This window comes from Ruegeria meonggei (genome assembly GCF_900172215.1).
GTDB lineage: Bacteria > Pseudomonadota > Alphaproteobacteria > Rhodobacterales > Rhodobacteraceae > Ruegeria > Ruegeria meonggei.
Genome location: NZ_FWFP01000001.1, coordinates 431480 through 454695, shown reverse-complemented (window position 1 = coordinate 454695; position 23216 = coordinate 431480). Strand labels below are relative to the sequence as shown.

At 57.8% G+C, this 23216-nt stretch carries 23 protein-coding genes; 14 read left to right on the top strand and 9 right to left on the bottom strand.

The window, feature by feature from the left end; all coding sequences use genetic code 11:
- Window positions 1-83: 83 nt before the first annotated feature.
- Window positions 84-821 carry a CAF17-like 4Fe-4S cluster assembly/insertion protein YgfZ gene (ygfZ, locus tag RUM8411_RS02265; RefSeq protein WP_085821101.1) on the bottom strand — a complete coding sequence of 246 codons (738 nt, stop codon included), beginning with the start codon at window positions 819-821 and terminating at the stop codon, window positions 84-86.
- Between the two features lie 73 nt (window positions 822-894).
- On the opposite strand from ygfZ, the gene RUM8411_RS02260 reads away from it, so the two are divergent.
- On the top strand, window positions 895-1569 hold the full coding sequence (locus tag RUM8411_RS02260) for a TIGR04283 family arsenosugar biosynthesis glycosyltransferase (RefSeq protein ID WP_085820986.1): 675 nt from the start codon (window positions 895-897) through the stop codon (window positions 1567-1569).
- 840 nt (window positions 1570-2409) lie between these two features.
- On the opposite strand, the gene RUM8411_RS02250 is transcribed toward RUM8411_RS02260, so the two are convergent.
- Complete coding sequence (locus RUM8411_RS02250) at window positions 2410-3279, bottom strand: MurR/RpiR family transcriptional regulator (RefSeq protein ID WP_085821100.1); 870 nt, start codon at window positions 3277-3279, stop codon at window positions 2410-2412.
- A gap of 155 nt (window positions 3280-3434) precedes the next feature.
- On the opposite strand from RUM8411_RS02250, the gene RUM8411_RS02245 reads away from it, so the two are divergent.
- The 8 genes from RUM8411_RS02245 (at window position 3435) to RUM8411_RS02210 (ending at window position 12095) form a co-directional block, all read left to right on the top strand.
- Window positions 3435-4190: an N-formylglutamate amidohydrolase gene (locus tag RUM8411_RS02245; protein ID WP_234995110.1), complete on the top strand. Its 756-nt coding sequence runs from the start codon at window positions 3435-3437 to the stop codon at window positions 4188-4190.
- A complete protein-coding gene (locus RUM8411_RS02240) occupies window positions 4187-4771 on the top strand; it encodes a TRAP transporter small permease subunit (RefSeq protein ID WP_085820984.1) in 585 nt (194 codons plus the stop codon). The genes RUM8411_RS02245 and RUM8411_RS02240 overlap by 4 nt, the downstream gene beginning before the upstream one ends.
- The gene (locus RUM8411_RS02235; RefSeq protein ID WP_085820983.1) at window positions 4768-6087 is read left to right on the top strand and encodes a TRAP transporter large permease; all 1320 of its coding nucleotides are present in this window, start codon (window positions 4768-4770) and stop codon (window positions 6085-6087) included. The genes RUM8411_RS02240 and RUM8411_RS02235 overlap by 4 nt, the downstream gene beginning before the upstream one ends.
- 51 nt (window positions 6088-6138) lie before the next feature.
- Complete coding sequence (locus RUM8411_RS02230; protein ID WP_085820982.1) at window positions 6139-7173, top strand: TRAP transporter substrate-binding protein; 1035 nt, start codon at window positions 6139-6141, stop codon at window positions 7171-7173.
- A 56-nt stretch (window positions 7174-7229) separates the two neighbouring features.
- A complete protein-coding gene (locus RUM8411_RS02225; protein WP_085820981.1) occupies window positions 7230-8579 on the top strand; it encodes a glutamine synthetase family protein in 1350 nt (449 codons plus the stop codon).
- Window positions 8580-8670: 91 nt separating this feature from the next.
- Complete coding sequence (locus RUM8411_RS02220) at window positions 8671-10053, top strand: aldehyde dehydrogenase family protein (protein WP_085820980.1); 1383 nt, start codon at window positions 8671-8673, stop codon at window positions 10051-10053.
- A gap of 66 nt (window positions 10054-10119) precedes the next feature.
- Window positions 10120-11265 (top strand): iron-containing alcohol dehydrogenase, encoded by a 1146-nt coding sequence (locus RUM8411_RS02215; protein WP_085820979.1) that lies wholly within the window; start codon window positions 10120-10122, stop codon window positions 11263-11265.
- A gap of 59 nt (window positions 11266-11324) precedes the next feature.
- A complete protein-coding gene (locus RUM8411_RS02210; RefSeq protein ID WP_085820978.1) occupies window positions 11325-12095 on the top strand; it encodes an alpha/beta hydrolase in 771 nt (256 codons plus the stop codon).
- Window positions 12096-12104: 9 nt separating this feature from the next.
- Here RUM8411_RS02210 and RUM8411_RS02205 read toward each other — a convergent pair whose 3' ends face one another.
- From RUM8411_RS02205 to RUM8411_RS02190, 4 genes are all read right to left on the bottom strand, one after another.
- Window positions 12105-12386: a hypothetical protein gene (locus RUM8411_RS02205; RefSeq protein ID WP_085820977.1), complete on the bottom strand. Its 282-nt coding sequence runs from the start codon at window positions 12384-12386 to the stop codon at window positions 12105-12107.
- Between the two features lie 189 nt (window positions 12387-12575).
- Window positions 12576-13634, bottom strand: coding sequence for a serine hydrolase domain-containing protein (locus RUM8411_RS02200; protein WP_159453846.1), 1059 nt, complete (start codon window positions 13632-13634; stop codon window positions 12576-12578).
- A gap of 63 nt (window positions 13635-13697) precedes the next feature.
- On the bottom strand, window positions 13698-15656 hold the full coding sequence (gene parE, locus RUM8411_RS02195; protein WP_085820975.1) for a DNA topoisomerase IV subunit B: 1959 nt from the start codon (window positions 15654-15656) through the stop codon (window positions 13698-13700).
- Window positions 15657-15816: 160 nt separating this feature from the next.
- Window positions 15817-16656 carry a class I SAM-dependent methyltransferase gene (locus RUM8411_RS02190; protein ID WP_085820974.1) on the bottom strand — a complete coding sequence of 280 codons (840 nt, stop codon included), beginning with the start codon at window positions 16654-16656 and terminating at the stop codon, window positions 15817-15819.
- 129 nt (window positions 16657-16785) lie between these two features.
- Between RUM8411_RS02190 and RUM8411_RS02185 the strand changes: the two genes are divergently transcribed.
- On the top strand, window positions 16786-17394 hold the full coding sequence (locus RUM8411_RS02185; RefSeq protein WP_085820973.1) for a carboxymuconolactone decarboxylase family protein: 609 nt from the start codon (window positions 16786-16788) through the stop codon (window positions 17392-17394).
- A gap of 5 nt (window positions 17395-17399) precedes the next feature.
- Here RUM8411_RS02185 and RUM8411_RS02180 read toward each other — a convergent pair whose 3' ends face one another.
- A complete protein-coding gene (locus RUM8411_RS02180; RefSeq protein ID WP_085820972.1) occupies window positions 17400-18275 on the bottom strand; it encodes an alpha/beta fold hydrolase in 876 nt (291 codons plus the stop codon).
- Window positions 18276-18415: 140 nt separating this feature from the next.
- Between RUM8411_RS02180 and ppk2 the strand changes: the two genes are divergently transcribed.
- Together ppk2 and RUM8411_RS02170 are read left to right on the top strand one after the other, a co-directional pair.
- On the top strand, window positions 18416-19339 hold the full coding sequence (gene ppk2 / locus RUM8411_RS02175; protein WP_085820971.1) for a polyphosphate kinase 2: 924 nt from the start codon (window positions 18416-18418) through the stop codon (window positions 19337-19339).
- A 113-nt stretch (window positions 19340-19452) separates the two neighbouring features.
- Window positions 19453-20817, top strand: coding sequence for an MATE family efflux transporter (locus tag RUM8411_RS02170; protein ID WP_085821099.1), 1365 nt, complete (start codon window positions 19453-19455; stop codon window positions 20815-20817).
- A 4-nt stretch (window positions 20818-20821) separates the two neighbouring features.
- Here the strand turns inward: RUM8411_RS02170 and RUM8411_RS02165 are convergent, their stop codons facing one another.
- Window positions 20822-21223, bottom strand: a complete 402-nt coding sequence (locus tag RUM8411_RS02165; RefSeq protein WP_085820970.1) for a hypothetical protein — start codon at window positions 21221-21223, stop codon at window positions 20822-20824.
- A 13-nt stretch (window positions 21224-21236) separates the two neighbouring features.
- Complete coding sequence (locus tag RUM8411_RS02160) at window positions 21237-22439, bottom strand: pyridoxal phosphate-dependent aminotransferase (protein ID WP_085820969.1); 1203 nt, start codon at window positions 22437-22439, stop codon at window positions 21237-21239.
- A gap of 92 nt (window positions 22440-22531) precedes the next feature.
- Here RUM8411_RS02160 and RUM8411_RS02155 point away from each other — a divergent pair, with 92 nt between their 5' ends.
- Window positions 22532-22924, top strand: coding sequence for a helix-turn-helix domain-containing protein (locus RUM8411_RS02155; protein WP_085820968.1), 393 nt, complete (start codon window positions 22532-22534; stop codon window positions 22922-22924).
- The gene (locus RUM8411_RS02150; RefSeq protein WP_085820967.1) at window positions 22921-23178 is read left to right on the top strand and encodes a succinate dehydrogenase assembly factor 2; all 258 of its coding nucleotides are present in this window, start codon (window positions 22921-22923) and stop codon (window positions 23176-23178) included. Before RUM8411_RS02155 ends, RUM8411_RS02150 begins: the two co-directional genes overlap by 4 nt.
- Window positions 23179-23216: the final 38 nt, after the last annotated feature.

The following is a 23216-nucleotide window of genomic DNA, read 5'->3' as shown; positions in this document are numbered from 1 at the left end:
GCGGCCAGTGTGGCAGCGACCGGGTGCATCTTCAAATGTTACAATATGATGGGGGCGATCAGCCGCGTCGGTTCGGCAACAACTCAGGTCTGCAGGGTCACTGTGGCCTCAGCGGCCTGCATATCCCCTTTGGCGCGGTCCAAACGCAGATAGGCAATCCCCAAGCCGTTCGACTGGGTAAACAACGTGCCCGCAGCTTTGCCGCCTGCAATGATCTCGGTTCCGACCGGGGCCGCGCCTGCAACCTGAACGCTGCGCAGACCTTTGCGCAGCTCGGTCTTGTGCTTCATCCGCGCGGTGACCTCCTGACCGACATAGCAGCCTTTTTTGAAATCAAGGCCATTGAGCAACTCAAACCCCGACTCAAGGATGTAGCTGTCGGTGGTCAGCTCGATACCGGTTTCCGGGATGCAGTGCTTAACGCGGATTGCATCCCAATCGGTCCCGTCATCGCCCTGTGTCGCGGTAGAGTAAGCCCGCCACCCCATATCCTGGTGGCGCGGATCGGGCAGGGCGCCTTCGGGTGCGGGGCCGGTGCCGCGTTGCAGGTTCAGACCGCTTTCTTCGATCGTAACAGCCGCGCGCAGCTTGTACATGTTCAGCCGTTTGGCCAACCCGTCTGCCAAGTCTTCGGCGACATCCAGTAAAACGGCGTCACCATCGCGTTTCAAAAAGAAATCCGCCAGATACTTGCCCTGAGGGGTCAGAATGGCGGCATAGACCAGCCCGGTGTCCAGTTTGCCAATATCGTTGGTCACCAACCCCTGCAGGAAGCTGTCGGTCTCCGGTCCACTCAGACGTAGGATGCGGCGATTGGGCATGGGGTGGTCCTCGTCTTTTCTGTTGGACCCGTGATATAGGAGTTCCCGCCGCCATGACCAGAGGGTATCCGACGTGCCTGCACCGATCAGCATCGTAATCCCGACCCTGAATGCAGAAGACGTCCTGCCGGCGAGCCTGCATGCACTGATGGAGGGGCTGCATTCCGGCCTGATCCGCGAATTGATCATAAGTGACGGTGGATCGACAGATCTGACCGCTCAAATCGCTGATGAGGCCGGGGCCGAGATCGTGACAGGCCCCGCTTCGCGCGGGGGGCAATTGCAGCGCGGATGTGAGGCTGCCAAAGCGGACTGGCTGTTGATCCTGCACGCTGACACGGTTCTGCAGGACGGGTGGAGCAAGGTGGTGTCAGATCATCTGCCCATTGGCAAACCGGCCACTTTTCGGCTGGCATTCCGTGCACACGGGTTTGGGCCAACCTGGGTCGCGGGCTGGGCCAATCTGCGCAGCCGGGTGTTCGGGCTGCCTTATGGCGATCAGGGCCTTCTGGTCCCGCGCCAAACCTATCTGAAGGCCGGCGGTTATCCGGATCAGCCGTTGATGGAAGATGTGGCCCTTGTACGCGCTTTGCCTGCCATCACGCTGCTGAACACGCGCGCGGTTACGAGTGCGGACCGCTATGAGAGGGTGGGTTGGGTGCGACGTGGGGTTCGGAATCTGTGGACTCTGACGCGGTACTTTCTGGGGGCCGATCCAGAGCGGCTGGCGCGGGCGTACCGGCGGTAAGGGTTGTGCGCAGCTCGACCACGGATTTACCCAGCCGGAAAGGGGCGGCAAAGCTGACCAGACACAAGGCGATGATCTGCAGCACCAGAATATGCGCGTTGTCCTGAAGGTATTCCCACTCGTCTTTTAGTTTGCCGACCTGATCGACCAAATCATCATAGCTTTGGGCGAGAATTAGGTAATCTCCGGCAATTGCGGGGACTTTGCGGCGCATGTTGTCGATGGCGGCCTGGGTTTCGTCGTCCAATGTCGTAAAGACCAGAAACTGATCGATATCAAAGGCCTGCGCCTTGGCGGCCATGGCCCGCATATCGTCCTTTTCTTCCTTTGCCTGTTGACCGAACAGAAAATGCAGCCCCTGCAGTGGAGCGACCTCATCGGTTACGGCGATGAACAAAGGCAGGTCGGCATTGCTGGCGGTCGAGGCCGACAGGAACTCAACCTTTTCGCACAGCACGGCGGTGTCGGGGTCAAAAGCCGGATCGCAAAACCGCAGCCGGAATCGCGCGGCGTCGCGGTCAAAGGCCAGCGTTGCGGCATAGGCCACGTCGATCTGCCGGTCTAGTCGCGAACTGTCCGAGGTATAAAGTCCGGCCAGAACCGCTACCAGCGCACCGATCCCGCCCAGCACGACCCAGACCAGGTCGGCCAGTTTCCACGCCCGGTGACCCGCCGGTTTGCGAAACAGAAAGGCAGTGCCAAACGCCCCGATCAGAAAGAACAGGATCAGCAGCGGCAGTTGGTTTTCGGTCACAAACGTCATGACACCAAAGTGACCCTACGCCTGGGCGCTGGCAACACTCCTCACGGGCAGTTGTAGGTTTTGATAGGAAAAAGCCGTTAAGAGCCCGAGCTTTGGCCGAATTTCCGAAACAGTTTGGTGCGATCGAAGGCCTGTTCCAGTTCATCGGTGCGCTCTTTGACCGAATCCCAAAGCCGTTCCTGAACTTCGGCGATGATGCATTCCATCAGTGTCAAAAGGGCCGCCATCGAATCCCAGGCGGATGGAACCGCGATGCGCGCGGCAAAGGTGTGTTTGGCCAGCCGGTGGATGGGCGAGCGCCACTGATCGGTGAACAACACGATCTCGGCCTCGCGTTCATGGCAGAGCTGGCCGATCAGCAGGGTCGAGTTTTCATAGCGCCGCACATCCAGTGCAATCAGCACGTCATCCTTGCGCACATCCAGCAGGTCATGGGTCCAGGACGCCGCAAAAGGCAGCAGCCGAACATCCGGGCGGATCATTTGCAGGTGCAGGTAAAGATATTGGGCCAGTGTGCCGGTGATCCGGCCTCCGGTGATGAAAATACGCCGGTTGGGGTCACATAACAGGTTGCAAAGGCTGTCAAATTCCGTCGGATCAACCTCATCAATCGTGCGTTTCTGATTGGCCAGTGTCTGCTGGGAATACCGGTTCAGGATGTGTTCTTCGGGAAGGTCGTTCTGCCACAGGTCACGCTTGGCCTCGGGACCCGAGATCATCTCTTTGACCTCGCCCCGCAGGGCAGCCTGAAACTGCGGATAGCCGTCGAAGCCGGTTTTTTGCAGCATCCGGGCCACAGTTGTTGTCGAAACTGATGCTGTACCGGCAAGCTCGGTAATGCTGCCAAGGCCCGCCATGGGGTAATCATCCAGCAGGACACCCAGCAGTTGCCGTTCAGATGGGGTCATTTTGTCGCGATGAGCCGTCAGCCTGTCCGTTACCCGCACCGAAGGGTCCTCCTGCACTTGTTTTTGGCGCTTTGTTAATAATTTTCCAGCGCGATTGGGTCTGTTAAAAATTATACAGGAAAATTATTGACAGGTGAATGCAGTGTGTGGAATTTTTTCCACAAACCTCTTTCTAGGAATCGCAGGGCATCACTTTGGACTTTGGAACGGTTGTTCATACGGATACGGCGAGTGGCGCGCCCTTGGCGTTGCTGGTCTGCGAACATGCGTCCAAACGCGTGCCCGCGTCTCTCGGGGACATGGGATTGTCGGCCGAGGCATTGGACAGCCACATCGCCTGGGACCCGGGCGCGTTGGCGGTAGCACAGCAAATGACTGCACAGATGTCGGCGTCCCTGGTTTATGGTGGTGTGTCGCGGCTGGTTTATGACTGTAATCGCCCGCCCGAGGCCGCAGGCGCGATGCCGACCAAAAGCGAAGATTTCGACATCCCGGCCAACGTGGCGATGTCGCCGGAAGAGCGTCAGAGTCGGATCGACAATATCTACACCGTCTTCAGCCGCGAATTGTCCGATCAGATCAAGCAGAGCCGCAGCTCGCTTGATCTGATGGTGACGATCCACAGTTTTACGCCGGTCTATCATGGCAAGCCGCGATCGGTTGAGTTGGGCCTTTTACATGGCCGCGATGACCGGTTTGCGCAGGCAATGATGACCACGTTGCCGTCTGACCCACCGTTTGTGACCCGGCTGAACCAGCCGTATTCAGCCGCCGACGGCGTGGCCCATACGCTGGACGCACAGGCGCTGCCGAATGGGTTGTTGAACGTCATGATCGAAATTCGCAACGATCTGATCCAAACATCGGATCAACAAGCCGCGATGGCCTCCTATCTGGTGCCCTGGATCACCGAAACGCTGGCCGGGTTTCAGGAAAGGAAAACACTGTGATCAGGGCGATGGCATCATATGTGCGGATCGTCGACGCAATCAATTACCGGATCGGGCGCGTGATGATGTGGGGGCTGTTCGTGATGATGGCAATCCTACTGTGGTCCTCGATCTCGAAGACGTTTTTCCTGCCGTCACTCTGGACGCTGGAAATGGCGCAGTTTGCGATGGTTACCTATTACATTATCGGCGGGCCGTACTCGATCCAGCTGGGCTCGAACGTGCGGATGGACTTGTTCTATCACAACTGGAGCCCGCAGAGGAAAGCCTGGTTCGATGCGTTCACCGTTCTTCTGCTGATCCTCTATCTGGGTGTGCTGTTCTATGGCGGGTTGGGATCAACTGCTTATAGCCTGGGTTATTGGGGTGATGCGCCGGTGTCCTACTTTACCGGCCTGCTGACAGGCAGTGAGGAAATCGGACGCCTCGAACGCTCATCCACTGCGTGGCGTCCTTACATCTGGCCGGTTAAAGCCATCATGGTGTTCGGCTTTTTCCTGATGCTGTTGCAGGCCATATCAGAGTTTTTCAAAGACATAGCCCGGATCAACGGGCAGGAAATTGGGGCACAGCGGGCATGAGCCAGGAATATATCGCCATCTTCATGTTCGCGCTGATGATGCTGATGCTGTTCACCGGACAGCGTGTCTTTGGTGCGATTGGGGCTGTGGCAACCATCGCTGCGTTAGCACTGTGGGGTACCGGTGGGCAGGACATCACGTTTTCAGCCGCAATGAAACTGATGAAATGGTATCCGCTTCTGACGCTGCCGATGTTCATCTTCATGGGCTATGTCCTCAGCGAAAGTCGCCTGGCCGATGACCTTTACCGGATGTTCCATGTCTGGATGGGGCCGGTGAACGGAGGCCTGGCCATAGGCACCATCGGCCTGATGGTGCTGGTGTCGGCCATGAACGGACTTAGCGTGGCTGGCATGGCGATCGGGGCCACCATTGCGCTGCCGGAACTGCTGCGACGGGGCTATGACAAAACGATGGTGACCGGGGTCATTCAGGCGGGGTCCAGTCTGGGGATTCTTGTGCCGCCTTCGGTGGTTCTGGTGCTGTATGCGATGATCGCACGGCAACCCGTCGGACAGCTGTGGTTGGCGGGGATCCTGCCGGGATTGCTGATGGCTGGCCTGTTCGTCCTGTACATCTGGATTCGCTGTCGCATTCAGCCCGAGCTTGGCCCGGCAATGGAAGACGCACATGAGGTGCCCTGGTCCGAGAAGCTCCGGCTGTTGGGTGCAGGGGCGCTGCCGCTGATTATCTTTGCGGCCATGATGGTGCCTTTTGTAAATGGCTGGACCTCGCTGGTGGAAAGCTCGGCAATCGGGGCGCTGACGGCGCTGCTGGTTTCTGTGATCAAGCGCCGTATGTCTTGGAAAATATTCGAAGACTGTACCAAACAGACGCTGGCAATTTCCTGCATGTTCATGTGGATCATTCTGGCCGCGCTGGGATTTGGTGCCGTGTTCGACGGGTTGGGCGCCGTGAAGGCCATCGACAACCTGTTTACCGATCAGTTGGGCCTGTCGCCCTGGATGATCCTGATCCTGATGCAGCTCAGCTTTATCGTCATGGGGACTTTCCTGGACGACACGGCCATGCTGGTCATTGTAGCCCCGCTTTACGTGCCCTTGGTCGGAGCGTTGGGGTTCGACCTGATTTGGTACGGGGTGCTGTATACGATCACCACGCAGATCGCATACATGACACCGCCCTTCGGCTATAACCTGTTCCTGATGCGCGCGATGGCCCCGCCAGAGATCACCTTGAAAGACATCTATGGCTCGATTGGTCCGTTTGTCTGTGTGATGGTTCTGGCTCTTATAATCATCATGGTTTTCCCAGAGATCGCCCTTTGGCTGCCCGGTTATGTTTATGGAAACTAAAGAGAATGCCCAAAGTGAGGGCACGCAAACTTCAACGGAGAGGAAATTGACATGACGACAAGACGTAAGTTTTTGAAAACAGCCGGGGTAGGCGTTGCCGCTGCACCTCTGGCCACGCCCGCATTGGCGCAAAGCACGATCACATGGCGGATGCAGACCTATGCCGGCTCGGCACTGGCGGCCCATGTGATCGATCCCGCGATTGAGATGTTCAACAAGATCGCCGGTGACCGAATGCAGATCGAGCTGTTCTATGCCGATCAGCTGGTCCCGACCGGAGAGCTGTTCCGCGCCATGCAGAAAGGCACGATCGACGCGGTGCAATCCGATGACGACTCGATGGCGTCACCCACCGAAGTGACCGTGTTTGGCGGCTATTTCCCGTTTGCGTCCCGCTATTCACTGGACGTGCCGGTGCTGTTCAACCAGTGGGGCCTGAACGAGATCTGGGATGAGGAATATTCCAAGGTCGGCGTCAAACATATCAGCGCCGGGGCCTGGGATCCGTGTCACTTTGCCACCAAGGACCCGATCAACTCGCTTGCGGATCTGAAGGGCAAGCGCATCTTCACTTTCCCAACCGCGGGCCGGTTCCTCAGCCAGTTTGGCGTGGTTCCGGTGACCCTGCCATGGGAAGATATCGAGGTCGCAGTACAAACCGGCGAGCTGGACGGTATCGCATGGTCGGGCATCACCGAGGACTATACGGTGGGCTGGGCGGACGTGACCAACTATTTCCTGACCAACAATGTGTCAGGCGCATGGGCGGGTCACTTCTTTGCCAATATGGACCGCTGGAACGAGTTGCCGGAAGATCTGCAAACTCTGTTCCGCGCCTGCTGTGACCAGTCGCATTACTATCGTCAGTGGTGGTACTGGGGCGGCGAAGCCAATCTGCGTGTGCAGGGCACCAAGATGGAGTTGACCACCATTCCCGACGAAGAATGGGCGCAGGTTGAAAACGCTGCGGTGAAGTTCTGGGATGAAATCGCGGCCGAGTCCGAGACCAAGGCGAAGGTTGTCGATATCTTCAAACGCTACAACGCTGAAATGCAAAAGGCCGGACGGCCGTATCGCTACGGTTAAGGTGAAAACGGGGCAGGCGGCTGCGCCTGCCCTGATGAATTGGGAATGAGGCTAATATGACTCTCGACGATCTGAAGGCGCAGGTTTCTGCCGGCGATATCGATACCGTGCTGGTATGCATGGTCGACATGCAGGGGCGTTTGATGGGCAAGCGCTTTCACGCCGGTCATTTCGTGGCGGGCGCCTGGGAAGAAACCCATTGCTGTAACTACCTTCTGGCCACCGACCTAGAGATGGCCACGCCGGACGGCTACGCCTCGACCAGCTGGGAGAGGGGCTATGGCGATTATGTCATGAAGCCGGATCTGAGCACGCTGCGCCCGGTGCCCTGGTTGGACGGCACGGCGATGGTGATGTGCGATGTACTGGACCACCACACACATGAGGAAGTGCCGCATGCGCCGCGTTCGATCCTGAAGAAACAGGTCAACCGGTTGAAGGCCATGGGTTATGACGCCATGTGCGCGACGGAATTAGAGTTCTTTCTGTTCGAGAAGAGCTTTGACCAGATTCGCAAAGAAGGGTTTCGCAATCTGGAACCAATCTCGGGCTATAACGAGGACTACCACATCCTGCAGACCACCAAGGAAGAGCATGTGATGCGTCCGATCCGCAATCATCTGTGGAATGCGGGCCTGCCGGTCGAAAACTCCAAGGGTGAGGCCGAAGCCGGGCAGGAAGAGCTGAATATCAAATACGCGCCGGCGATGGACACGGCAGAGTACCACTCGATTGCCAAGAACGCAGTGAAAGAGATCGCCTGGCAGCATGGTCATGCGGCCACGTTCCTGCCGAAATGGCATCATGACAAGGTGGGGAGTTCGTCCCATGTGCATCAGTCTTTGTGGGCTGACGGGCGACCTGCGTTCTTTGACGAGGCGGATGCGCTGGGCATGTCGGCGCTGATGAAAAGTTATATGGCGGGTTTGTTGAAATACGCCGCTGATTACACCTTTTTCATGGCGCCCTACATCAACAGCTACAAACGCTTTATGAAGGGCACCTTTGCGCCGACGCGGATCATCTGGTCGGTGGATAACCGGACAGCGGGATTCCGTTTATGTGGGGACGGGACCAAGTCGGTTCGCGTGGAATGCCGCATACCCGGGTCTGACATGAATCCCTATCTGGCGATGGCGGGCATGCTGGCCGCGGGGATTGCGGGTATCGAAGAAGGGTTAGAGCTGCAGCCGCCCACCACAGGCGATGTCTATCAGGGCGAGACCGGGATGATTCCGGGCAACCTGCGCGCGGCCCGCGATGCGCTGTATGGCTCGGCAATGCTGCGCGCGGCCATGGGCGATGAGGTGGTTGATCACTATGCCCGGGCAGCCGAGGTTGAGATCGAAGAGTTCGAGCGTGTGGTGACCGATTGGGAAATTGCTCGTGGGTTTGAACGGGCGTGAGTGGCGGAAGCGAGAGGCCAGCCCCTCGCGCTCCCCGGGATATTTTTAGCCAGATGAAGCAGGGATCCTGCTTTGAACAGATGGGGTGATTATGGGGCAGATGTTGCGATGTGTCTCGCCGATTGATGGATCGGTATTTGCAGAACGGGACGTGATGTCCAAGGACGCAGCGTTCGAAAGCGTTGGGCGGGCGCGAGCGGCGCAAGTGGAATGGGCCGCGCGACCTTTGCAGGAACGGATTGATCTGGTCATGGCGGGCGTAGCCGCCGTGGGCGCGATGAACGATGAGATCGTGCCTGAACTGGCCCATATGATGGGACGCCCGGTGCGCTATGGCGGTGAGTTTGGTGGGTTCAATGAACGTGCGAGCCATATGGCAGAGATCGCAGAGGCATCTTTGGCGGATATTGCAGTGGGCGAAGATGAGACATTCAAGCGCTATATCAAACGCATTCCGCATGGGGTCGTGTTTGTGGTGGCACCCTGGAACTACCCTTATATGACGGCAGTCAATACCGTTGCACCCGCACTGATTGCGGGCAATTCGGTCGTGTTGAAACATGCGACCCAGACGTTGTTGGTCGGCGAGCGGATGGCGCAGGCATTTCACGCGGCGGGTGTGCCCGAGGAGGTGTTCCAAAACATGTTCCTGAGCCATGAGGTGACCAACGATCTGATCGCAGGCAATGCGTTTGATTTTGTGAACTTTACCGGCTCGGTCGGCGGTGGTCAGGCGATGGAGCGGGCAGCGGCGGGCACCTTTACAGGCGTAGGAACCGAGCTGGGCGGCAAAGACCCTGGTTATGTCCTGGAAGACGCTGATCTGGATGCTGCTGTCGATACTTTGATTGACGGCGCGATGTTCAATTCTGGGCAGTGTTGTTGTGGAATCGAACGGATTTATGTGCATGAAAGCCTGTACGATGATTTCGTCGGCAAGGCAGTTGAGATCGTGAACGGTTATAAGCTGGGTAATCCACTGGACAGCGAGACGACCATCGGACCGATGGCCAACGTACGCTTTGCCGATGAGGTGCGTGCACAGATTTCCGAAGCTGTCGCCGCTGGCGCGGTGGCGCATATCGAGACCTTTGCCGAGGATGATGGCGGTGCCTATCTGACACCCCAAATTCTGACCAATGTGACCCACAACATGCGAGTGATGCGGGATGAGAGTTTCGGCCCTGTTGTCGGCATCATGAAAGTGTCCTCGGACGAAGAGGCAATCGCGCTGATGAATGACAGCGAGTTTGGCCTGACTGCCAGCCTCTGGACCCAAGACGTGGACCGCGCGGCACAAATAGGTGACGCGATCGAGACCGGCACTGTTTTCATGAACCGCGCCGATTATCTGGATCCGGGCCTGTGCTGGACCGGCTGCAAGAATACCGGACGCGGTGGCGGTTTGTCCGTCATCGGCTATCACAACCTGACCCGTCCTAAATCCTATCACCTGAAAAAGGTTACCGGCTAAGGGCGATCTGCCTGCCACGGACAGGCCCCCTCGCCGGGGCAGGCTCTAAAACAAAGGAAATCTGACATGGCACTTGTTGGAAACTGGTCCTATCCGACCACAATCAAATTCGGCCCCGGTCGCATCAGCGAATTGCCCGAGGCCTGCGCGGCGGCCGGGATAAAGAAACCTCTGTTGGTGACCGACAAGGGGCTGGCAGATCTGCCGATCACCACGGCGACGCTGGATATCATGGACGCTGCCGGTCTGGGGCGTGGGTTGTTTGCCGATGTGGACCCGAACCCCAATGAAAAGAACCTGGATGCAGGTGTCACCGCCTATAACGCGGGCGGCCATGACGGGGTGATTGCGTTTGGTGGCGGCTCGGGGCTGGATCTGGGCAAGATGGTCGCCTTCATGGCTGGTCAGACGCGCCCGGTCTGGGATTTTGAGGATATCGGAGATTGGTGGACCCGCGCAGATGCTGATGTCATCGCACCGATCATTGCCGTGCCCACCACCGCCGGCACCGGGTCCGAGGTCGGTCGGGCCAGTGTGATCACTAATTCTCAGACGCATGCCAAGAAGATCATCTTTCATCCCAAAGTTCTGCCTGCCGTGGTAATCTGCGATCCGGAACTGACCGTTGGTATGCCCAAATTCATAACCGCAGGAACCGGACTGGATGCCTTTGCCCATTGTGTTGAGGCGTATTCCAGCCCGCATTACCATCCGATGAGCCAGGGTATCGCACTCGAGGGGATGCGGCTGGTTAAGGACTACCTGCCGCGCGCCTATGCCGATGGCACTGATATCGAAGCCCGTGCCCAGATGATGAGCGCGGCAGCGATGGGGGCCACGGCCTTTCAAAAGGGCCTCGGCGCGATTCATGCGATGAGCCACCCGATCGGCGCGGTGTTCAACACCCATCACGGCACCACCAACGCGGTCTGCATGCCCACTGTGTTGGAGTTCAACGCCCCTGTTATTGCCGACCGGTTTCAGCAAGCCTCAGCCTATCTGGGCATCGGCGGAGGGTTCGACGGCTTCCGCGCATTTGTGCAGGAGCTCAATGACTCGCTGGGCATCCCCCGCAAGCTTTCGGATATGAAAGTGGCTGAGGCTGCAATCCCCGAACTGGTCAAGGGCGCGATCATCGACCCCTCTTGCGGCGGCAACCCGATTGAGTTGACCGCGGACAACCTGACGGCGCTGTTCAAAGCGGCGCTGTAAGTCTCTTGCCGATCCGCTTCCTGATCTCTCATAGTGATGAGAGGTGAGGGGGCGTTATCATGACCAAAGAGATTGTTCTGATCCACGGTGCTTTTGCCGGACCGTGGTGTATGGCCGATTACGCGGGGTTCTTCCGCGACCGGGGCTGGACCGTGCACACACCTGCGCTGCGGTACCATGGCGGCGACGCCAAAGCCGAACCCGATCCGGGGCTGACCGACGTCAGCGTCACCGACTATGCCAACGACATTGCAGAGTTCGTGCAGGGGCTGGACAGCAAGCCGGTGCTGCTGGGTCACGCCATCGCAGGCGTTGTGGCGCAGCAGGTTGCAGCGCGCGGGCTAGCCAGCGCCATCGTTCTGATCAATCCGAACGCGCCGTGGGGCACGCTGCCCGAAACCGACGACGAACGCGCCGTGCCGCGCGCGCTGATGGAGGGCGGGGCGTTCTGGAAACAGCCCATGCGGGTTGAGTTCGATCTGATGGCCCCCTTTGCATTGAACAAGATGCCCGAGGCGCAGCAGCATGAGGTGTTCGACCAGTTGGGCGCGGAAAGCGGCAGGGTGATGTTCGAGATGTTCTTTTGGATGTTCGACGACCACCACGCGATGAAGGTCGAGATCGACAAGGTCGATTGCCCGGTTTTGATCGTTTCCGGCGCCGAGGACCGGGCCGTGAACCCCAACACCTGCCGCGCGCTGGCGAAGCTCTACGGAGGCCGCGCGACGTTTCTGCCGGTCGAAGACCACGCGCATTTTCTGTTCATGGAGCCGGGGTGGGAGGGGCCAGCTGGGCAGATTGAAGGCTGGATGGATCGGACGCTGGAATAGCCCGAGGGCTTAGCGGCTGATCTGAAAGCTGCATTGGGGTTTCCAGCTCATGGTGCCATCATCGCCTTTGAAGTAGCGCAATAGTTGTTCTTCGCGCGTTCTGGTCGTCGAAGTCACGGGGTTGTCGTCGAAGATCACCGCAAATGCATCCAGCGAATAGGCCATGCCGCTGTAATAGCAAAACAGCGTCTCGGCGTCCTCCAGAATTGGCGACGTGGTGCTGAGCTTCTGCCGTGCGGGCGCTTGCGTGGCAAAATAGGTAAATGCCAATCCCAGGATTGGGGTTTTCATGTCGTCCTCACGTTCAGAAAATGTGTTTGCTCACAAGGGTCTTGGACGCTCGACGCCTCAAATATCGGTCTTGAATGTCGGATGAAGTAAGTTTGAATAGGATCAAAAACTGGGGAAGGGGGCATTTTGAGGGGTGTGAGAGACGGGAAAGCCGGAAACCCAGGGACATCTTTATCACCACCCAGCGGTTCAGGTCTTCAGACTGTTTAACCTGAGCAGTTGTTGATGAAGGTAATTGAAGGCGCTGGGCCGATCTGCAGGTGAGGCGTTAAAAAGCATGACGATCGCCACTCCGTCAGCAAAACGTACAACGACCGTAAAGATACCTTCCAGCCCCCCCCAATGTGTCAAATGATAGCCCTCAGGATGGGTCCAGACGTGCCAGCCCAAAGCATAAAAATCCGTTTCGCCCGCAAGTGGTGCTTCAATCCCACGGTCAGGTTCATGGGCCGACACAAATGACCAAACTGCTTCGGCGTTGGCAATCGCACCACCAGCTATACCCAGACCCGAGAGCCAGCCCTCAGCTTCAGCGTCATTTTGAACACGAATCCAACTGGTCCCGTTGTGTTTCCAGTTTGGCGTGACGGGACCTTCGATACGAACGTCAGCTACATCTTGAAGAATTGGGGATAAGTCCGCGCGATGGTCGGTGATCAAAAAACCGCTCAGAAGGCAAAACCCAACATTCGAATAGGCCGTATTTGTGCCGGGCGCATGATCAAGCATCATTTTCTCCCAGGCCGTACGCGCAATTACTGCGCAACTTGCCGACCGATCCAAACCCAGTCGGTCGGGCGCGAACAGGGGGTCATAACTGAGTTTGCTATCCATCCCCCCTCGATGTGCAAGCAAGTGTCGCGGGGTGATGGATAGGGATCGAGGGTCGCGTGGAGATGGTAAGTCTATTTGTTCTGCAATCGGCGTGTCGAGGTCAATTTCGTTTTGACCTTCGGCATTAAGAATGGCCTTTGCAGCAATTACCTTGGTCACCGAAGCTAACCGAAAAGGCTGATCGGGCGACATCGGTGTGTTTCTTAAGGGGTCTGAGACACCAAAAGCAGCAATCGTAGGCTCCGACCCCGAAACACCATACGCAACGACCGCGCCTGGGATCATGTGGGCCTGGCGGAACACCTCAACAACGTCTTCAATTGTGCGCGGTTCGCGTTGCTGATCAGACAAAACTAAGAAAAGCGTCAAGGATACAAGAAGAAGTGCAGAAAACCTGAGTGTCGTTTTACGCATCATTCTCGCCATTTGAGCAGGGATGAAGCTGCAAAGCAAATAAAGTGCGCGCGCCAGTTGGTGTTAGACATCCAACTCTTCCACAAACCGCGCGTTCTCCTGAATGTACTGGAACCGAAGTTCGGGCTTTTTCCCCATCAGGCGCTCGACCAGATCGCCGGTTTCACCGGGTTCGTCCTCGTCGATGGTGACGCGGATCAGTTTGCGGGATGCCGGGTCCATCGTGGTCTCTTTTAGGTCCTTGGCGTCCATCTCACCCAAGCCCTTGAAGCGGGACACGTCGATCTTGCCTTTGCCGCCAAGACCTTTTTCCATCCATTCGTCGCGTTCAGTCTCGTCCAGACAATAGACACGTTTGGCGCCCTGCGTCAGGCGGTAGAGGGGCGGGCAGGCCAAGTACAGGTGGCCCGCGTCGATCATCGGCCGCATCTGAGTGAAGAAGAATGTCATCAGTAGTGCCGCGATATGCGCCCCGTCCACATCCGCATCGGTCATGATGATGATCTTGTCATAACGCAGATCATCGACGTTGAATTTGGTGCCAAGGCCCACACCCAGCGCCTGTGTCAGGTCGCTGATCTCGGCGTTGGTGCCCAGTTTGGAACTGGCTGCACCCAGCACGTTCAGGATCTTTCCGCGCAGGGGCAGCAGGGCCTGAGTTTTGCGGTTTCGACCCATTTTGGCAGTTCCACCAGCCGAGTCGCCCTCGACAATGAATAATTCGGTTCCGTTGCGTGTTGAACTACTACAGTCCACCAACTTGCCGGGAAGACGAAGTTTCTTAGTGGCGGACTTGCGTTGTGTTTCCTTCTCGGCCCGTCGGCGCAGACGTTCTTCGGACCTCAGTATGAGGAAATCGAGAATAGAGCCGGCGGATTTCGTGTCCGCGGCCAGCCAGTTGTCGAAATGGTCGCGGACCGAATTTTCCACAAGCCGTTGCGCCTCGACCGTGGCCAGACGGTCTTTGGTCTGGCCGACAAACTCGGGCTCGCTGATAAAGCAGGACACCAGCGCACAGCCGCCGGTGATCAGATCATCGCGGGTGATTTGCGCGGCCTTCTTGTTGTTGATCAGCTCGCCATAGGCCTTGATCCCCTTGAGGATCGCGGACCAGAAGCCTGCCACATGGGTGCCGCCTTCGGGTGTTGGGACAGTGTTACAGTAGGATTGGATGAACCCGTCGCGCGAGGGCGTCCAGTTGATCGCCCATTCGACCTTGCCGGGCGCGCCGAATTTCTCTTGAAAGTCCACGGTGCCGGCAAAGGGTTGATCGGCATAGGTGGAGGAGCCGTTCATCGTTTCCTTCAGATAGTCCGATAGTCCGCCGGGAAAGTGGAAGCTGGCCTCGGTTGGCGTTTCGCCGTCGTCGATATGGGATTTCCAGCGAATTTCGACGCCTGAGAACAGATAGGCCTTGGAGCGGATGGATTTGAACAACCGCGCCGGTTTGAATTTGTGATGGCCAAAGATGTCAGGGTCGGCATGAAAGGTCACAGTGGTGCCACGCCGGTTGGGGGCGGCACCGACCTTTTCCACTGGGCCCATAGGGATACCACGAGAGAACCGCTGTTCGAACAGCGTCTTGTCGCGCGCCACCTGAACGACCATCGAATCCGACAGGGCGTTGACAACGGATGCGCCAACCCCATGCAAACCGCCCGACGTTTGATAGGCTTTACCCGAGAACTTGCCGCCCGCGTGCAGGGTGCACAAGATCACCTCAAGCGCTGATTTGTCGGGAAACTTTGGATGCGGATCAATCGGGATGCCGCGTCCGTTGTCGCGCACGGTCAGGGCGTAATCCGCGTGCAACTCAACCTCGATCCGGTTGGCATGGCCCGCGACCGCCTCATCCATCGAGTTGTCGAGAATCTCGGCGACCATATGGTGCAGCGCGCGTTCATCGGTGCCGCCGATATACATGCCGGGGCGTTTTCGAACCGGTTCCAGCCCTTCTAACACCTCGATCGAGGAGGCGTCGTAGGTGGAGGTTGCGCTGGGCGTCAACAGATCGTCGGGCATCGGTGCTGCTCTTGTTTTTGGGTTTGATCCCATTATGGCAGGTGATGTGGTCCGGGGGAAGAGGGCCGCGAAGTGTTGTGGGCGATTGGCGAGCCTGAGCGCCGGAAAGAAGCGGCCTCAGCCTGTTGGTTAGCAAGTGAAGCTGCCTGGATTTGGTCGTTTAGTCAGGTTTCTCACCGGTCAAGCGAACACCGCCAACCCGCCGTTTCTGAACATCGTTGACAAACTTTGCATACATCTTGAGAAAGTCATCCCCTTTGGAGGGGTTACCTGCACGCTCTGCCTCGGCGTCCAGCGCCTGGTACATTTGCAGCCGCTTGGCCAGAATATCACCCCAGACATGTGTCACGTCCTGTGCGTTAATCATCGCAAAGCCGGTTTCCTTTAGGTGGGATTCGTATTCCGGAATGCTGAACAAAGACTGGCAGGCGATCTGGGATCGGTACTGCGCTAGCTCATCGTCGGACAGGGGGGTGTGCATGACCCAATCCGTAAAGGAAAACCGGGCACCGGGGCGCAGAACGCGAAATACCTCGGCCAGTGCTTTGGATTTGTCGGGGATGTGCAGGAATGACTCCTGACTGACGGCGCCGTCAAACTGCGCATTATCGAAAGGCAGGGCCATTGCGCTGGCCAGGATCGGATGGATACGGTCTTGCAACCCGACCAGAGCGTTCAGCTCTTTTGCCCCGTCAACCCGATTGGTGCTGATATCGACACCTGTCACATCAACGCCGCGTTCGGCCGCATACCATCGGGCAGGGCCGCATAACCCCGAGCACACGTCAAGTATACCGTCGCCTGGCTTCATCCGCACGTTGTTGGCCAGTCGGGCGTTCGCCTCTAGCCCATCGTAATGGTCCTGGTCGTAAGGATAGAGGTCCACCGGGGCGACATCGTCCAGCGATCCGCGATTGGCTTTCAGCTTGGTCAGAATATGGGGCGCCGAGATCGGGTGGTTGGCATACCATTCCGCGACAGTTTGTTCTGTCTTTTCCATCTGGTCTGTACCTCACTTGGGTACACACAGCCTATCGTGATGCGCCGGGTTGATCTAGTTTCATCTCGTAGACTGACGGGATCGAAACTAGGGTACGAGCGACTCGGGAAGATCAATCAGGGGGATCACGTGAGCTGGATCAAAACCGTGCCGTTTCAAGAAGCCACCGGCAGGCTGAAAAAACTCTATGAAAGGGTCACCGGCCCGGACAACAATGTGGACAACATCATGATGGCACATTCTTTGCGGCCGCATTCGATGGAAGGCCACATGGCGCTGTATAAGAATGTGCTGCACCATTCGGCCAATGCTGTCCCGAAATGGTTTCTTGAGGTGCTGGGCGTTTGGGTCAGTTCCCTGAACCGCTGCGACTATTGTGTTGAGCATCATTTCAGCGGGTTGCAAAGGCTGCTGGGGGATGCGGGACGGGGTAACGCGATCCGCACAGCGATTAAAGCTGAAACGCCCGAAACCGCACCGCTGGACACCGCCCAGATTGCAGCGATGCATTATGCCCGCAAGCTGACAGAGGCCCCGGCTGATATTGCCGAGGCCGATATTCAGGCCCTACGCACGTCCGGCTGGGATGATGGTGAAATACTCGAGATCAATCAGGTCTGCGCCTATTTTGCCTATGCAAACCGGACCGTTCTGGGATTGGGATGTTCGACGGACGGAGACCTTCTGGGCCTGTCGCCAAACAATTCAGACGATCCGGCAGATTGGGGGCACAAGTAGGACTTCTAGGTCGCCAACCAATCCAGAATTGCCTGTGCAACTGCTTCGGGCTTTTGATGGTGCAGCCAGTGATCGGTGCCCGGGATTTCAACACGTGTCAGGTCTGGCGCAAACGTCTCTAGCCCGGCGGTGGATTCAGGCAGCAGTGCCTTGTCTTCCAAACCCCACAACAGCAGGTGCGGGCAACGAACCATTAATCGGTCTAACGGCAATTCGGGCAGGTCGGTGCGCGGCACGCCCGGCTCTGCCACTACCAACGGTGAGGCGCGATACCAGTTCAACATCGCCTGCAGCCGACCGGGCCGGGCCCATTCGGTACGATAGGTCTGCATGCGGTCTTCGGATAACCAATCAACGCCCATGCCATGCCGAAAGAACTGCTCTAGAAGGGCGAAGTTGTCGGCTGAAAACCGAACGACCGCATCCGAGGCGCGCAAGGCGTTGATGTATTGCGACGCTGCGGATTGCGCCCCTCCGGCGGCCATGGCCCGTTGAAAGGGCACCGGGTGAACACCGTTTGCAATGATCAACCGGCTGACCAGATCGGGACGGAACATGGCCAGCCCGTACGCAACCGACGCGCCCCAGTCGTGACCCAGAACGCAGAGCGGCGCGTCAAACTGCTCGGCCAGCGCGGCCATGTCGGACACCAGATGTGAAAGAGCATAGTTCCCGACGCCGTCAGGGGCCCAACTTTGCCCATACCCGCGCTGATCAGGTGCCAAGCAGTGGAACCGCGCCGCCAGGTGCGGTGCAAGATCGCCCCAGGCACCGCCGTATTCCGGAAACCCGTGCAACATCAGCAACGGCGGCAGGTCGGGCCGCCCCCAACTGCGCAGCATAAAGGGTTGGCCGTTCAGTTCGATTGTTTTCGTGTCCATGGCCTGGCCTGGCCTTTGCGTTGCGTTGTTTCTCGCAGCATTTTCCGTGTTGGTTCGGATGTCAATTTGACCCCAATCAAAGCGCGAGTTCCACTGATCTGCTAGGCGGTCTTAAGGACAGTAGAATGAGGAGTATCTGAATGGAAGCTGTGGCGCAGAACGAACAAATTCAATCCGCAGTCGAGGTCGTCCCCGCACCAAAGCCCGAAACCCTTCAACCCAGCCCGGAAAAAATTCGTCAGGCTTTTGAAAGCGGCAAGTATCCCTATGCTCGCAAAATGGCGCGCAGCAAGTACGAGGCCGAAAAGGCTCAGCTGCAGGCTGAATTGCTCAAGGTTCAACTCTGGGCGCAGGAAACCGGGCAACGGTTTGTGTTGTTGTTCGAAGGGCGCGACGCGGCGGGCAAGGGTGGCACGATCAAACGGTTCATGGAGCACCTGAACCCCCGTCAGGCGCGGGTTGTGGCGCTGAACAAACCCACCTGGGAGGAGAAAGGACAATGGTATTACCAGCGCTATGTTCAGGAACTTCCGACGGTTGGGGAAATGGTGTTCTACGACCGGTCCTGGTACAATCGTGCGGGCGTTGAACGGGTGATGGGTTTTTGCTCTCCGAATGAGTATCTGGAGTTCATGCGCCAGACACCTGAACTGGAACGTATGTTGGTGCGATCGGGCATTCAGCTTTACAAATATTGGTTCTCGGTCACGCAAACCGAACAGCAGCGCCGGTTCAAAAGCCGGGAAACCGATCCGCTGAAGCAGTGGAAACTGTCGCCCATCGACAAGGCCAGTCTGAACAAGTGGGAGGATTATACCGAGGCGAAAGAGGCGATGTTCTTTTACACGGACACTGCCGATGCGCCCTGGACCATCATCAAATCCAACGACAAAAAGCGCGCGCGCCTGAACACCATGCGTCACTTCCTGTCGACGCTGGATTACCCGGACAAGGATCATTCCATTGTCTCGGACCCCGATCCTTTGATCGTCGGGCAGGCCCATCATGTGATCCATCGATCTGAACATATTCTGGGGACCACACTCAGTCCTGAGGCGCGTTGATCGAGATATCCGCTGCATCGCGGCTTTACTGTAACCTCGATCCGGCAGTCTCACATTGAAATTTCAAAGATCTGCTCTTGTCCCGGTCTTTGGCCGGGCATAAGGCTGATGTGATGAACAAGGTGATGACATATCGCGCCCACTATCGGGCGATTGCCGTACTGGGCTTGCCGTTGATCGGCGGGCATCTGGCGCAATTTGCAATCGGTCTGACCGACACGATTATGCTAGGCTGGTACGGGGTCGAGGCATTGGCCGCCGTGACTCTGGCCAGCAGCTATTATTTTGTGCTGTTCCTGTTTGGGGGTGGTTTTGGTCTGGCGGTTATGCCGATGGTGGCAACCGCCGCAGCCGAAAACGATGAAACCAGCATCCGACGCTCAACCCGCATGGGTCTGTGGCTGTCGCTGCTTTATGCAACGCTGATTATTCCATTGCTGTGGTGGTCATACCCGATTTTGATTGCGACTGATCAAGATCCGCAGATTGCTGAGACTGCTTCGGAATACCTGCGCGTTGCAGGGTGGGGGCTGTTTCCGGCGCTGATTGTCATGGTGCTGAAATCTTACCTTGCGGCGCTGGAGCGGACGCAGATTGTCCTGTGGATCACCGTCGCGGCAGCCGTAGTCAACGGGCTGACCAACTATGCGCTGATCTTTGGCAATTGGGGTGCACCAGAGATGGGTGTGATGGGGGCAGCCATAGCTTCGGTCGTGACGCAGACTGTCTCGTTGATTGCGGTGATCATTTATGCGGTGCGTGTCCTGCCCGAACACAACCTGTTCCAAAGGTTCTGGCGCCCGGATTGGGAGATGCTGTTCAGCGTCGTGCGATTGGGTGTTCCCATAGGGTTGACCTTGCTGGCCGAAGTATCGCTGTTCGCCATGTCGGCCTTTATGATGGGCTGGATCGGGAAGGTTCCGCTGGCCGCACACGGTATTGCGCTGAACCTGGCTTCGGCGACCTTCATGGTTCACCTGGGTCTGTCGAACGCGGCCACGATTCGGGCGGGGAACGCCTTGGGCCGCAAAGATCGGGCACATCTTGAGAAAGGCGCCATTGCGGTGACAGGGATGTCTCTGATCGTGTCCGTGCTTACGATCATCTTGTTCCTGACCTGCGCCGAGCCGCTGATCTCGATATTCGTGGAACCTGATGACCCGCAGCGTCCACAAATTCTGGCCATCGGTACCGGGTTGCTGGCCATGGCCGCGCTGTTCCAGTTGGTGGATGGCGCGCAGGTGATTGCGCTGGGGCTGTTGCGTGGTCTGCAAGACGCGAAAGTGCCAATGGCAATGGCCGCGCTAAGCTATTGGGCGATCGGGATTCCCGCCTCGTATTACTTTGGGTTTGTCCAGGGTATGGACGGGATCGGGATTTGGTTGGGCCTTGTACTTGGCCTTGCCTGTGCGGCTGTTCTTTTGATGGCGCGGTTCTGGCTGCGCTCGGTGCGTATAATCGCGACACCGGCCCCGTAGCGGATCAGCCCTTGTTCAACCGATCCGCTTTTTTGCGCACCAGCACGGTGCGCAGGTCGTGCATCGCCAGCAAAAGGCGGTCGGTGACATCCTCAAGCTGCTCTTCGGACGCCTTGGACTGCGCCCAATGTGTCGTCAGGTTCAGATAGTCGACCGCGCGGTGAATGTCGTCGATATCGCGCTGCGCCAGCAGGGATTTGCGGTCAGCCATCCAACGGGTGATTTCGGCCTGATCCGCATCACTCAGCGTGCGCTGACCTTGCGGCTTGACCTCGCCATTGCGGATGTTGATGACCGCGATCTGATCCATTTCGATCCGGCGTTGGCGGTTTTCGGTGTCGATTTTGAACACCGCCGCACCGTTCTCGCGCACACGGAAATAGTATTTGGGTAGCTCGGTCGTCATATTGGGGCTCCGGTCAGGTCAACTCTGCGCAGAACTTCTGGATGCGGCCACAGGCTTGGGTAAGCGCCTCGTCCGAAGTAGCATAGCTGACCCGGAAATTCGGTGACAAACCAAAGGCCGCGCCAAAAACAACGGCCACGTCTGCCTCTTCCAGCAGGGCTGTTGCAAAGGTTTCGTCGCTGTCGATCACGGTTCCCGCTGCGGTGGTTTTGCCGATCAGCCCGGCGATAGAAGGATAGACATAAAACGCGCCTTCAGGCGTCGGACAGGTGATCCCGTCAATGGCGTTTAGCATCCGCACAACCAGATCACGGCGGCGTTTGAAGGTTACGCAATTCGGGGCCAGGAAGTCCTGCGTGCCATTCAACGCTTCGACCGCGGCCCATTGGCTGATCGAACAGGGATTCGAGGTCGACTGCGACTGGATCTTGCGCATCGCGGAGATGACCTCGACCGGACCAGCGGCATAGCCGATGCGCCAGCCGGTCATGGCATAAGCCTTGGACACGCCGTTGCAGGTCAATGTGCGGTCATAAAGAGCGGGCTCGACCTCGGCAGGGGTGCAGAATTCGAACCCGTCATAGGCCAGATGCTCATACATGTCGTCGGACATGACCCAGACATGCGGGTGGCGCATCAATACGTCGGTCAATTCCTTCAATTCCTCGCGGCTGTAGCCCGCGCCGGTGGGGTTTGACGGCGAGTTGAAGATAAGCCATTTGGTTTTTGGGGTGATCGCGGCCTCAAGCTGATCGGCAGTCAGTTTGAAATTGGTTTGCAGAGAGGTCTCGGCGATCACCGGGGTCCCACCGGCCAGCAGAACCATGTCGGGGTAACTGACCCAATAGGGCGCAGGGATCACGACCTCATCCCCATCATTCATCGTGGCCATCAGCGCATTGTACAGCGTCTGTTTGCCACCGGTCCCAACCGATATCTGGGCCGGAGTGTAATCCAGCCCATGGTCACGTTTCATCTTGGCGCAGGCGGCTTGCTTTAGCTCGGGGATGCCGTCCGGCGCAGTGTATTTGGTCTTGCCCGCGGCAATGGCCGCAACTGCTGCGTCCTTGATGTTTTGCGGCGTGTCAAAGTCCGGCTCACCTGCGCTGAGACCGATAACGTCGCGCCCGGCGGCCCTCAGCTCGGCCGCCTTGGCCGTCATTGCGATCGTAGGCGATGGTTTTACGCGTGACAGTGTCGCAGACAGGAAACTCATGGTCGGCCTCGGTTTGTATGTTCAACCTGTCTGTCATAGGGTGCGCTCGAATGACGATCAAGCGATATGAATAAAGAGAATTGGAGACCCGGATGAACGACGAAAACGACTGGTACGGACCGGACTCGGCGACATTCGGGGACAGGCTGGCGGGTGCGCGTGAGGCGGCGGGGATGACCCAGTCGCAGATGGCGCGACGGCTTGGCGTTAAAAAGACCACAATCGTGTCCTGGGAAAACGACCTGTCCGAGCCGCGCGCGAACCGCTTGTCGATGATGGCGGGCATGATCAACGTCTCAATCATGTGGCTGCTGACTGGCGAAGGCGAGGGGATGGATGCCCCGCTTGAGGCAGACGAAGCCGTGCCTGAACTGGCAGATGTAGCGGCTGAACTGCGCGCGATCCGAGGTGAGATGCGCGCCAACGCGGAACGCGCCGCGCGCCTGGAAAAGAAGCTGCGCCTGATGCTGGAACAAGCGCCGTGAGCGAACCCCGCGAGGTCAGGATCAAGCGCCTAAAGATGCGTTCGATGCGGCGTGGGATCAAGGAAATGGACTTGATCCTGTCGGCATATGCGGACCGGAACCTGAACGATATGGATGCGCCGGCTCTGGATAGCTATGACGCGTTGTTGCAAGAAAACGATCAGGACCTGTATCAGTGGGTCACCGGGCAGGTTCAGCCCCCCGACAGCTTTACGGGCCTGATCGCCGATATCGCGCAGACCTTTCAGAAATAAAAGAAAACCCTGCTTAACCGATTTTTCGGGATTTCGAT

What these genes read in the sequence shown, in the direction of transcription:
- ygfZ (WP_085821101.1), bottom strand. Translation starts at nt 821, where the DNA reads ATGCCCAATCGCCGCATCCTACGTCTGAGTGGACCGGAGACCGACAGC.
- RUM8411_RS02235 (WP_085820983.1), top strand. Translation starts at nt 4,768, where the DNA reads ATGAGCCAGGAATATATCGCCATCTTCATGTTCGCGCTGATGATGCTG.
- RUM8411_RS02230 (WP_085820982.1), top strand. Translation starts at nt 6,139, where the DNA reads ATGACGACAAGACGTAAGTTTTTGAAAACAGCCGGGGTAGGCGTTGCC.
- RUM8411_RS02225 (WP_085820981.1), top strand. Translation starts at nt 7,230, where the DNA reads ATGACTCTCGACGATCTGAAGGCGCAGGTTTCTGCCGGCGATATCGAT.
- RUM8411_RS02220 (WP_085820980.1), top strand. Translation starts at nt 8,671, where the DNA reads ATGGGGCAGATGTTGCGATGTGTCTCGCCGATTGATGGATCGGTATTT.
- RUM8411_RS02215 (WP_085820979.1), top strand. Translation starts at nt 10,120, where the DNA reads ATGGCACTTGTTGGAAACTGGTCCTATCCGACCACAATCAAATTCGGC.
- RUM8411_RS02210 (WP_085820978.1), top strand. Translation starts at nt 11,325, where the DNA reads ATGACCAAAGAGATTGTTCTGATCCACGGTGCTTTTGCCGGACCGTGG.
- RUM8411_RS02205 (WP_085820977.1), bottom strand. Translation starts at nt 12,386, where the DNA reads ATGAAAACCCCAATCCTGGGATTGGCATTTACCTATTTTGCCACGCAA.
- RUM8411_RS02200 (WP_159453846.1), bottom strand. Translation starts at nt 13,634, where the DNA reads ATGCGTAAAACGACACTCAGGTTTTCTGCACTTCTTCTTGTATCCTTG.
- parE (WP_085820975.1), bottom strand. Translation starts at nt 15,656, where the DNA reads ATGCCCGACGATCTGTTGACGCCCAGCGCAACCTCCACCTACGACGCC.
- RUM8411_RS02190 (WP_085820974.1), bottom strand. Translation starts at nt 16,656, where the DNA reads ATGGAAAAGACAGAACAAACTGTCGCGGAATGGTATGCCAACCACCCG.
- RUM8411_RS02180 (WP_085820972.1), bottom strand. Translation starts at nt 18,275, where the DNA reads ATGGACACGAAAACAATCGAACTGAACGGCCAACCCTTTATGCTGCGC.
- ppk2 (WP_085820971.1), top strand. Translation starts at nt 18,416, where the DNA reads ATGGAAGCTGTGGCGCAGAACGAACAAATTCAATCCGCAGTCGAGGTC.
- RUM8411_RS02170 (WP_085821099.1), top strand. Translation starts at nt 19,453, where the DNA reads ATGAACAAGGTGATGACATATCGCGCCCACTATCGGGCGATTGCCGTA.
- RUM8411_RS02165 (WP_085820970.1), bottom strand. Translation starts at nt 21,223, where the DNA reads ATGACGACCGAGCTACCCAAATACTATTTCCGTGTGCGCGAGAACGGT.
- RUM8411_RS02160 (WP_085820969.1), bottom strand. Translation starts at nt 22,439, where the DNA reads ATGAGTTTCCTGTCTGCGACACTGTCACGCGTAAAACCATCGCCTACG.
- RUM8411_RS02155 (WP_085820968.1), top strand. Translation starts at nt 22,532, where the DNA reads ATGAACGACGAAAACGACTGGTACGGACCGGACTCGGCGACATTCGGG.